7 protein-coding genes are annotated in these 9,829 nt (G+C 51.1%); all 7 read left to right on the top strand.

The genetic code is table 11. The annotated features are described in order from the left end of the window. Positions 1-1,953: 1,953 nt before the first annotated feature. Complete coding sequence (locus NTD86_RS08680; protein ID WP_262201788.1) at positions 1,954-3,264, top strand: transporter substrate-binding domain-containing protein; 1,311 nt, start codon at positions 1,954-1,956, stop codon at positions 3,262-3,264. Positions 3,265-3,326: 62 nt separating this feature from the next. Further along, complete coding sequence (urtB, locus tag NTD86_RS08675) at positions 3,327-4,208, top strand: urea ABC transporter permease subunit UrtB (RefSeq protein ID WP_262201787.1); 882 nt, start codon at positions 3,327-3,329, stop codon at positions 4,206-4,208. Positions 4,209-4,256: 48 nt separating this feature from the next. Further along, positions 4,257-5,369, top strand: a complete 1,113-nt coding sequence (gene urtC, locus NTD86_RS08670) for an urea ABC transporter permease subunit UrtC (protein ID WP_262201786.1) — start codon at positions 4,257-4,259, stop codon at positions 5,367-5,369. Further along, the gene (urtD, locus tag NTD86_RS08665) at positions 5,366-6,115 is read left to right on the top strand and encodes an urea ABC transporter ATP-binding protein UrtD (protein ID WP_262201785.1); all 750 of its coding nucleotides are present in this window, start codon (positions 5,366-5,368) and stop codon (positions 6,113-6,115) included. The genes urtC and urtD overlap by 4 nt, the downstream gene beginning before the upstream one ends. Then, the gene (urtE, locus tag NTD86_RS08660; protein ID WP_262201784.1) at positions 6,115-6,813 is read left to right on the top strand and encodes an urea ABC transporter ATP-binding subunit UrtE; all 699 of its coding nucleotides are present in this window, start codon (positions 6,115-6,117) and stop codon (positions 6,811-6,813) included. Before urtD ends, urtE begins: the two co-directional genes overlap by 1 nt. Before the next feature lie 53 nt (positions 6,814-6,866). Next, on the top strand, positions 6,867-7,307 hold the full coding sequence (locus NTD86_RS08655; protein ID WP_262201783.1) for a hypothetical protein: 441 nt from the start codon (positions 6,867-6,869) through the stop codon (positions 7,305-7,307). A gap of 105 nt (positions 7,308-7,412) precedes the next feature. After that, positions 7,413-9,809, top strand: a complete 2,397-nt coding sequence (locus tag NTD86_RS08650) for a LamG domain-containing protein (protein ID WP_262201782.1) — start codon at positions 7,413-7,415, stop codon at positions 9,807-9,809. The last annotated feature ends 20 nt before the right edge of the window (positions 9,810-9,829 follow it).

Below are 9,829 nucleotides of genomic sequence, written 5' to 3'. Positions count from 1 at the left end.
GCCCTCGGCGGCATAACCCCTAAACAGAAATTGGCCCTGGTGGCCTGACCTCTATTTTTGACGAGTATTAAAAATGGGGGGATTACCGGGAATTGTGAAACCTGACTAAGCACTGTTGGGCATCGATTGCAGTGGGTGCCCCCATAAATGCTTGATCTGTAAGGGTTTTGACTGTAGTGGAAAGGCTATTTGGCTCTGGTACATTAAATCCCAAAGTGGGAGGACGAGATGATCTGGAAGCGGTGCAAGGTGGTGATTCTGTATATCGGTGCTGTCCTCATGTTCGTGCAGGCCGGAAGGCATTTATCCGATGGCGTGACTAAGCTCGATAATGTGGGCGCAGCGATCATTGCTTTGGGAATCAGTTACTACTTGGTCAAGCGCGCAAGGTCATGCGCTGGATAGTGTGGTCGCAATTTGGTTAGGGGGCTGCGGGTGACCGGCATGGAGCCGGATCCAGTAGAGGCCTTGTGAGCCATGGTTTTGAAGATGATGGATAAAGTCATTCAGTTGCCAAAATATTTTTATTCCGGCTGAGTAAGAACAGTACGTAACCATTGATACGAATGAAAGCGATGTACATCGCGGTTTTCTACGAATCAACGCCTCCAGAGTTTTTGGAGGCCGCTGGCGTCAACGCTGGCGATCTGTCGGTTGAGATATCGGTAAACGCATTCGATGAAGAAAATAATTAGCCTGATTCTATGATCTTGTCATCAGGGTCATTGTGGATGGCGAGTAGGCTTTTATGTCTGAATTTCCACGCCACGTTTGCAATATCTGGATCAATTGGCGCGGAGGATTAAGCATCGGTTGGCAGTTCGCTGAATCCATCGCATACAGATGATAAATCGTCAAGGTCATCGCCTCGCCTTGCACAGTAATAGCTGACTACTCCATCAAATCGGCCAGTACTTGGCGAGTACTTGGGCGAACTTGCAACCTTGGCTCTTCCTCGGCCACCGTCTCAAGGATCCGCGCTGCGTGCTGCTCATCCATCGATTTTACTTCCGGTATGGCGATCCAGCCAGAAGCCACCATCCGGCTTAGGCTCGGCGAATCGCTTGGTTCCTTGTAGCAATGTTCGATCATTTACTCGAGGTGAATGCGCGTCTTGAGGTTGTGAGGTTTTCGTTTGGCTTTGCTCATAGTGAATCCGCCATTTTACGAAGCGTCCGGCGCTCAGCCAGTGATAACCCTTTGGGCTTTCGCTTGAGCGCCGTTTCGGGGCGATTCTGTTTGAGCGGGAATCGGGAGAGGGTTGCGCGGCGGGCTTTTGAGTAGGGCGATCTGCTTGCCGCTATGAACTGGGCTACCTGATCAGATAAGGCCCCAGCGCCCAGACGTTGCTTGCGATCTCATGTAGAAAGCAAGAAAGAGAGTGTAAAGATCGGTTGAATATACTATTGGTGGGTCGCAGCGACCCCACAGATCTTCGGCAGAAGGCCTGCCCTGTATTCGATAAAAATAATCTTCCACTTGGACGGAATACTGGCGCCCTTAAATTGTGCGATTTAGCCGCAATTATCGACGTTAACACGCGCTCGTACGCGGTTACCTCATCGAATGTGAATACGTAAATTTTTTTGATATCCCGTATTTGTTAGTTGGTTTTGCTTTTCCGTTGATGAAGGCTTCGCTTGGTGATGGGCCGTTGGTTCTCGAACATTTTACCTATCCCTTTTTTGACTCTGTCTGGTGCAGGTTGAATCATTATGGTGCGCTGGAAAAAATGATCGGTTACGAGACTAAAAAATGCGGAGCGACAGAAAAATGCCGTAAAACTTAGATTCCTATAGGGAAATTAAAATTATCCTTGGGAATTTTATTTTTGGCATAGTCGATGCAAAGTCTACCTCCTGAAAGCGAAAGACGCAGGCGGGTCAAGCAGGTTGAACTCAACTTGCAACTGACCTTATTGATCTAAGACCACGACGGGGTAGGTGACACGGCATGGGCATTACACGACGCACTTTCATTCGCAATGTATCACTCGCTTCGGCAGCGGCAGTTGCTGCTCCCTCTCTCTTGTTGCCTAGTTCGCGTGAAGCTTGGGGGGCAACGCTGAATAAAGGGCAACCAATAAAAGTTGGGGTGCTTTTCTCGCTTACTGGCGGCCTGGCAGTGCCTGAGGAAGACTCTGCTCTGGTACTGCAATACGCGTTCGATGAGATCAACGCAACTGGTGGCATTAACGGATCAATGATCCAGCCGGTAATCATCGACGCCAAGTCGGATATGAATGTCTATTCAGAAAAAATGCGAGAGCTCATTCTACGTGAGAAGGTCATTTCAGTATTCGGATGCTATACCTCCGCGAGCCGTAAGGCCGTGCTACCCACGGTCATGAGCCAGAATAATCTGCTTTTTTATCCGACATGTTACGAAGGTGCTGAGTGCTCCCAGAACATTATCTGCACGGGGCCACTGGCTAATCAGCACTCCAAAGATTTGATTCCTTTCATGGTCAAGAATTTCGGTAAGAAAGTATTCTTCGTTGGGTCAAATTACGTCTGGCCGAAAGAATCAAATAAAAACGCGAAATTATGGTTGGAGGAGGTCGGCGGTGAACTGCTCGGCGAGGAATATATTCCTCTAGGAAGTTCAGAGTTTGGGCCCGTCCTGAACAAGATTCGAGCCACTAAGCCGGATTTCATTTTTTCCACTGTAGTCGGTTCATCCGACATCGCGTTTCATAGACAATTTAAACAGGAGGGTTTTAGCGCCGACAAAATGCCGATTGCCTCGCTCACGTCGGGGGAGATTGAAACTCGTGCTATGGGAAATGAGTTTGGCGCAGGACATTTCTTGTCTGCCCCTTATTTTCAAGCCCTGGATAACCCGACGAATCATCGCTTTGTCGAGAGTTTTCTCGGTAGTAAATATGGCAAGAACGGCACGACGCACTACAACATGGAGGAGACCTATACCTCTGCTTATATTTTCAAAGCCGCACTGGAAAAGGCTATTGGGCAACATGGAATCGAGGAAGTCACACCGGCAACGATCCGTGCTGCAGCTGCCGGCATACGCCTGGAGGAGAACGTTTCGCCAGAGGGCACGATTTGGGTAGATGAGAACAATTTCAATACGTGGCTCGTCCCAAAAATTGGCCAATGCCAAGGAGACGGCAGCTTCAAAATCGTCAACCAGGCTGACGAGCATGTGGCACCCGATCCATATTCTATCTACCCCGACTCTGGGATCTGTACCGCCGAAGGGCTCAAAGCGCCAAATGGTTCCATTCGCAAGAGCGTCATTTAACGAGATAAGCGTAGCCTGCCTGCAAATAAATTGAATCGAACGTTTACTGCAAGGAAAGAACTATGGACTTCTCGTGGGTGAATTTTATTAACTCACTGGTGCTAGGGCTGAGTATAGGTAGTATTTGGTTGATTGCAGCTTTGGGGCTGACCATTATATATGGCACCGCCGGTGTAATTAACATGGCTCATGGCGAGCTAATTATGCTAGGTGCGTATAGCGCTTACTGTTTGCAAGCCTATTTTGGTGTTTCGTTTTTGCTATGTATTCCATTGTCTTTTGTGATAGTGGCCGTAATTGGGCTGGTCATTGAGCGAGTGCTCATCCGTTATCTTTATAGTCGTCCTTTGGACACTCTATTGGCCACTTGGGGCGTGTCGCTTGTATTGATGCAGGGCGTGCGGATGATTTTTGGCAGTGATCCAAAATATATCAACATGCCTGCTTTTCTATCTAGCAATATTGAAATGGGGGTTGTCAGTCTCTCGGCGTTTCGGTTGTTGATAATTGCCATGACTGTTGCTCTGGTTGTGGGGTTTTGGTGGATTTTCTACAGAACGAATTTTGGTATAAAAATTCGCGCTGTCACACAGAACAAAGAAATGGCCGCGTCATTCGGCATCGATGCTGACCGAGTTTATATGTACACGTTTGCACTTGGAGCGGGCCTTGCAGGCCTGGCAGGTTCCCTGTTCGCAGCACTTAGCATCGTGTTGCCAAGCATGGGGAGCGGCTACATTGTGCAGTCCTTTCTGGTGGTCGTCACAGGTGGTGGGAGCTTGATTGGCAGCGTTGCTGCAAGTGCGTTGACAGGACAGATACAGTCCATTTTTGCCTACCTATTCAACGACACATTCGCGCGATTCTTATTGTTCGTCCTGATCGTTATCTTTTTAAGATTTCGGCCACAAGGGCTGTTTACATCCGGAGCAGTAAGGCGGTGAAACGGAGTGCAATCCCTAATTCATGTGTGGCGACGAGGAGATACTCTAATGTTGAATAACCTATATCACGACAGAAGATACCAATGGTCGATCTATCTGCTGTTCTTTGCCTTATTAGCAGTTATTCCTTTGTATGTTACTGATGCTTTTGTACTTAATCAGTTTGCACTTTATGGCGTATTTGGATTATTAGCCGTATCGATCAGCCTCTGCTGGGGGACAGGCGGGATTCTTAACTTAGGCCAAGGGGTAATGTTTGGACTCAGCGCATACGGCATGGCAATGACCATGCAAATGCAGTCGCAGGATCCTGTGAATAATCCGATACCGCCCTTTATGCTCAATAATGGCCTGGATCATCTACCTTGGTTTTGGACATTTTTTGACAATACGGGCGGCGGTATTTTTCTCTCCCTCGCTCTACCCACACTTTTTTGCCTGTTATTTGGCGGGCTGATGTTTCAGGCACGGGTCTCAGGACCGTTCTTCGCAATTATTTCTTTGGCGATGCTGAGCGCTATCGCAACGCTTGTATTGGACGTGCAGCCCTACACCAATGGGGCGAATGGTATCAGCCCGCCAATGCCATTGCAGGTATTCGGGCGCTCAGTAGATCCTTACGCGCCGGGCATCTATTGGCTGGTGTTCGCGTTGTTGGCTGGCTTGACCATCACGGGAAAATTACTCACCCAGAGCAAGTTTGGCCAAATCGTCCAGGCCTTGAAAAACGATCCAGAGCGAGTGCGATTTCTTGGTTACAACGTAGCTCTTTATGAAACTCTCATTTACACGATTTCCGGTTTCATCGCTGCTGTTGCTGGCTGCTGTTTCACGATGATCGTGCAGTACGTGTCACCTGCTCAATTCGATGTAGCGTTCAGCATCACCATGGTCATCTGGGCTGGTGTAGGTGGAAGACTATCTTTGTTGGGGTCAATTATTGGCGCGCTCTTGATCCAGGGTGGCCAAAGTTATCTCGGTGACAGTTTCCTCAACAGCTGGATCTTGATTTTGGGGCTGTTCTTCATAGTGGTAGTGCGCTTTCTGCCCAAAGGCCTTACTGGCTTGTTGGAGGCGGGGCTGGCGAGGCTGGACCCCAAGAGGACGATCGCCCAAGACGATGCGTCGTTGATGAATCTGAAGCCGGGAGATCGCGCATGACGGGCGTTCTGGAAATCCGCGATCTGCATAAGCGCTTTGACACTCACCACGTGATCAAAGGGTTCAGTCTTGATGTTGCAGAGCAGACATTATCTTGTCTGGTTGGACCGAATGGGGCAGGAAAAACGACCTTGATGGATCTGATCACCGGCAGGCTGAAACCGTCCTCTGGCAGCGTCAAATTCCACGGCGATGAAATGACTAGCCTCAGCGAGAACGAAATCGCACGACGCGGCATCGGTCGAAAATTTCAGATTCCTGCCGTGTTCAAGCAGTTAACAGTGAGGGAAAACCTCGAGGTCGCCTACAGCCGCCAGGTTAACCCATTTGTCAACATGTTCAGATTTTCTGACCCCGGGATGAACTCTCGGCTTGATGAGGTTAGCAACATGGTCGCGCTTCAGGACCGGCTGCGAGTGGAAGCCGGGCTCCTTTCTCACGGCGAGACCCAATGGCTCGAGATCGGCATGGTGCTCATGCAAGAGCCGAGGCTGTTGTTACTCGATGAACCCATCGCCGGAATGACAGAGGCCGAAATCGAAAAGACTGCACGACTGCTCAGAGAGATTCGCCGCAGTGCAACGCTTATCGTCGTTGAGCACGACATGGGGTTTGTCCGCGAAATCTCTGACGTGGTTACCGTCATGCATATGGGGACGCTCCTGGCTCAAGGTCCGATAGATGTGATTGAGGCGGACAGCAGGGTAAGGGACGTCTATCTGGGCACGGATGAGGAGGTTGCCTGATGCTCATGAATATCGAGCGACTTTCTTCCTGGTATGGCAAAACCCAGATTTTGAGGGAAATATCCTTCGACTTGGTTCAGGGACAATGCCTTGCGGTGTTAGGTCGCAATGGCGTTGGCAAAACCACACTGATGCGCAGCCTGATGGGGCTTTGTGACCGCACGACTGGCAGCATTCGGATGCTGGGCGAAGAGGTTGTGGATGTACCGACTCATGCTCGATGCAAGCACGGTATTGGCTATATCCCTCAGGGCAGACAAATATTCGGAAAATTCACTGTTCGCGAAAACATCCTGCTTGGGTCGTTTGCTCGTCCGGACGGTAAAACTGAAGTGCCTGAGCTATGCCTGTCTCTATTCCCTTATCTCGCAGAAAACCTGGATAGACGTGCCGGCTTACTGTCTGGCGGCCAACAGCAGCAGTTGGCGATCGCCAGAGCGCTTGCTGTGAATCCGAAGATGCTACTTCTCGATGAACCCACCGAGGGGATTCAGCCGAATATCGTCGCCGAGATTGGGCATAAATTGAAGATGCTCAATAAAGAACTCGGTATCACCCTCATTCTCACTGAGCAGCACATTAAGGTGGCGCGCCAGTTAAGCGACGCGTTTCTGATGATGGATAACGGACGGATTGTTGCTCAGGGGAGCATTGACGAGTTAACGGACGAACTTGTTGAAAAACACATGACCGTGTAACGGCCATGCCAACGAGAGCCAGGTTTGGCCCTAATAAAGAAGAGGAGAGATCGATGATATCAATACCTGCAAAAGGCACTCCGGAACGTGACGCACTGATCGCAGAGCATCGCCGTTGTGTCGACTCTATGAAAGGCGTTGCTGGATTCTCTGTCTTGTATTGCGCCACTCCTGGAGACACTACCGATGTCAGTGGTGGAGTCCATGAGTTTCCTGAGCTGCGCCGTATTCTCCTGCGCATGCGAGGGGAAAGTCCCGCAGGCAAGCTGGTCATTGTGTGTACCGAAATCGAGAAACAATGGCGGATAGCACGGCTGTCAGGGATACGGGGTGTACCGCCCACTTTCATCAACGACGTGATCTATGACGACGAGCAGGAAATCCAGCATGACATTTTTCTCATGCGGCTCGATGAATTGCCGGCAGACGCTGGTATGCCGGAGCACTTTCATCAAGGCTGGAAGCGAAGGGACGATAACTGGCCGGTGACCTGAGAGCACCTTAGCCCTTAACGCTGCCACCTAATTTACCCACGCCGACAAGCGACGACTATGTGTCGCTCGGGAAACTGCGCGCCGAAATTCTGGAGACAAGCAAAGATGTCCACAATGAAACTGGTTGGATACGCCGATAAATTTAGTGTTCATCCCGGAGAAACGATCAAGTTTTATGTCAGCTGCGATGGCCCAGAGGAGTTCCAGGCCGATATTGTCCAGATGATTCATGGTGATACCAACCCACGTGGTCCGGGTTTTATTGAGAGGGCGGTTCCTGGTGCCTTTCAAGGTACTGTTGCAGGCCGCAAACAGATCATTCACGGCGGCTCTTATGGTTTTGTCGCAGATTCCAAGCCTCTAAATGTGGAGAGCTTTACCCTCCAGTGCTGGGTATGGCCAACTGCCCCGAAAACGCATCCTCGTTACTGGAAGCATGGTCCACAAGGTTTGCTTACCAAGTGGTCGAACGATCAAGGGTATGGTTTGTTCATTAACGAAGATGGCTGCGCTGAACTGCGGGTCAACGGCGAGAAACTGGCTACCGCGTTGCCGCTGCGAGACCACGCCTGGCATTTCCTTGCGGCGTCCTTTGACGCGGATACTGGTGAGGCAATTCTTTATCACGAACCACAGGTCATGTACGCCCTGGACCCTGTGATTGCGCCCATCAGTAAAGTGTTTTCTGGCCCAGTCGTAAACGCAGCAGTGCCATTGACTTTGGCCGCTTATGTCGAGCGATTGGACAGTGCCCCCTTGGCACAATCATCCATGCCGCCTGGGGTAGTTTTTGCAGGCAAGTACAACGGTAAACTCGACTCCCCTCGGCTGTGTAATCGAGCGTTATCGCGCTTTGAAATCGAGATCATGAAACAAGGAGTACAGCCTGGCTTGACGGAGCGCCGCCATAGCGGCCCCACAGACGAACTCTCGAAATGCATTGTAGGTGCGTGGGACTTCAGCGAAGGCATCAATACTCTGTCCGTAAAGGACTGTGGTCCTTATCGCCTCGACGGTCGTCTAGTCAATTGCCCGACTCGCGCGCTGACTGGTCACAATTGGACGGGGACGGTATTCGATTGGACGAAAGCCCCGAAAGAGTACGGAGCGATCCATTTTCATGACGACGATGTTGATGATGCTCGCTGGGAAGTGAGCTTCGAATGGCAAGTGCCGATGGATGCCAAAAGTCGTTTCTACGCTGCCAAGGTGACCACTTCTGACAACGATGAGGACTACATCCCTTTTTGGGTAGTGCCCGAAGTCGGCAAGGAGCAATCCAAGATTGCTGTGATGGTGCCTACCATCAGCTACATGGCGTACGCAAACGAACATGTCGCTTCAAACGCAGGCGGGGCGGAGCTCTTTGTCTATCGCGTGCCGATTATGCAGCAACAAAATATGTTTCTGGCTGAGCATCGTGAATACGGCGGCTCGATCTACGACACGCACACCGACGGTAGCGGTATCTGTATGTCGTCGCGGCTTCGGCCGATCCTCAGTATTCGCCCTAAGTACGACCACTTCCTCGCGCAGGCGCCATGGCAATATCCGGCAGACCTGCACTTGGTCTACTGGCTAGAAACGATGGGGTATGACTACGACGTCTTTACCGATGAGGATGTGACGTACGAAGGCCTTGCTCGGCTGGAAAACTACAACGTCATCATCACCGGATCGCATCCGGAGCATAACTCGGGCAATCAACTCGACGCTCTGCACAACTATACCCAACGGGGCGGCCGGTTGATGTACATGGGGGCAGATGCCTGGTACTGGGTCCACTCGTTCCATCCTGGTTACGAAGACGTGGGGCGCGGTGTCCTTACCGAAATGCGCCGCTGTGAATCAGGTATTCGTACCTGGCGTGCCGATCCTGGTGAGTACTATCACCAAGGCACTGGTGAGTTGGGTGGTATGTGGCGATTCCGTGGTCGCTACCTCCACTCTGTCGCCGGTACGGGGATGTCGTCGGAAGGTTTCGATATCTCCACTTATTACTCCCGAACCCCGGATAGCAACGATCCTCGCGTGAGTTGGGCTTTCGAGGGTATTGGCTACGAAGAAAATCTCGGCAACTTTGGTTTAGTCGGCGGCGGTGCTGCGGGTCTTGAGTTGGACATCGTCGACACCATGCTGGGTTCACCTCCACACACGCTGACTGTGGCGACTTCTGCCGGCCGTCATACCGAGGCTTATCTGCTCGTTATGGAAGACTTCGGTTTCAACCAGCAGGGTCTCGACGGCACATCTCATCCACGCGTGCGCTCGGACATCGCATTCCATGAAACGCCTAATGGCGGTGCGTGCTTTGCATTTAGCTCGATCGCATTCTGCGGATCGTTGCCCTGGAACAATTGCGATAACAACATTTCAAGACTGGTGAAAAACGTTCTGGATCGATTCTCCATGGACGGTCCGCTGCCCGAGCCTCCAGCCGGTGCAGTCCACTACCGTGGTCGCGCGGATTATGACGCTCCTCAAGACCGTCATCGTCGTTAATTTGAATGCGTTCCGGGGCG

It is taken from the genome of Pseudomonas sp. 7P_10.2_Bac1 (assembly GCF_025465935.1).
GTDB lineage: Bacteria > Pseudomonadota > Gammaproteobacteria > Pseudomonadales > Pseudomonadaceae > Aquipseudomonas.
The sequence above is the reverse complement of the archived record's forward strand: the minus strand, read 5'-3'. Positions and strand labels throughout refer to the sequence as shown.